Raw genomic sequence first — 1,310 nt, 5'->3', positions numbered from 1 at the left:
ATCGGGATCTTCATGTAGATTCCGCCGGGCAAGTCGTCCGGATAGACGACCCCTTCGCAGACGCGACCAGGATGTTCTCCCTCCTTCTCGTACACCATTTCACCGATCTCTTGCATGATCTGGTCGCGATATTCGTACTCGTGAAGCAGTGCGTGGAAGTTGTATGCGTACCGTTCTGCGAGCCGAGAGAGGGGGATGACGCCTGACAGGTCCCCCTTTCGAATCTCGTCGTGTCGGACTAACCCTGTCGAAACGAACGCTGTTGCGACCGCTAATTCCCCTGGATCGTCGAACATCGGGATGTATTTGTCGGGCTTATTCTTCCCGAACAGCCCCTTGCCCAGTTCTCGCACCATCCGTCGGACTGGCTTGTCGGACTCGATGTCGTCTCGTTCGAGGAGCAATGCGTATCCTCTGTCCATCAGGAGATGGCGCTGTCGGTCGCTGTACCGCTTGGGGAAGGCTCCAACGCGGTACGCGCCAATGTCTGTTTCGGCGGGGTTTGTGCTGTAGGACGGTGTCTCGTTTTCGTCGGTCATGTGTGGAGATGGTGGGTGTGTTAGTGGCTACTGTTCGGCTGCGAGGTCGTTGTCGGTGACTGGTGCTTGGGCTTCGGTTCGGTAGTCGAAGCTCGGGGAGTCAATCGGCGTCACGACTTGGCCCACGTCGCCGTGGAGCGAGAAGGGGAGTCGCGTGAATCGTGAACGGTCGGTTGTACACTTCTCGTCGATGGGGATCTCGTATTTTGTTGTGAGTATGTCGACGATGTACTCTCGTGACTGAGTATCGTAGCGGTGGTCTGAGTCGGCTGTCGGCCCGAACACGTGGCAACCTTGCCCCGAGTATTGCACAACTGGATCAGCCATATTGAGTTGCTCCACCATGATGTCGTGGACCTGAAAGCCCAGTTCGAGCGCGCGATCAATGTCTCTGAATGCGTAGTCGTAGCCGGCGGGCTCGGCATCGATGATCCCAGCTGCATCCCGGATCTCTGCCTCTGTTTTCGTCGCTGTGTTGGTGACTGCCTCGGTCGCACGCTCAAGTGCGACGTCTTTGGCGTCGATGTCGATGAACAAGAGCCACGAGGAATTGGTGTAGTCCGTGGCAACATAGGCGGCGTTGGGGACCGGTTCAGCCTCGTCTACAACGTCGGGATCGGCTAGCCGGTTCCCGTGGTTCATTTCTTTGAGTGGGTCGTTCCGTGCCGGTGATTGCAGGAAGGAGAGAACGTCACTGTCGTCTTCCCAGAATGTTGGGGCGGCTTTCGTCCGCCGCCGAATGAAGTCTGTTGCTGGCCGGTCGTCGCTAAC

General features: G+C 57.6%; 2 protein-coding genes. Both read right to left on the bottom strand.

Annotation, left to right across the window (positions count from 1 at the left end):
• Positions 1-539: DUF8140 domain-containing protein (locus BMX17_RS24885; RefSeq protein WP_139203816.1), on the bottom strand; the 539-nt coding region annotated here is incomplete at its 3' end.
• Between the two features lie 27 nt (positions 540-566).
• Positions 567-1,310, bottom strand: a 744-nt coding sequence (locus tag BMX17_RS26605) for a bifunctional DNA primase/polymerase (RefSeq protein ID WP_092665339.1), incomplete at its 5' end; no start/stop codon positions are given.

This window comes from Halorientalis persicus, from assembly GCF_900110215.1.
Taxonomy (GTDB): domain Archaea; phylum Halobacteriota; class Halobacteria; order Halobacteriales; family Haloarculaceae; genus Halorientalis; species Halorientalis persica.
The sequence above is the reverse complement of the archived record's forward strand: the minus strand, read 5'-3'. Positions and strand labels throughout refer to the sequence as shown.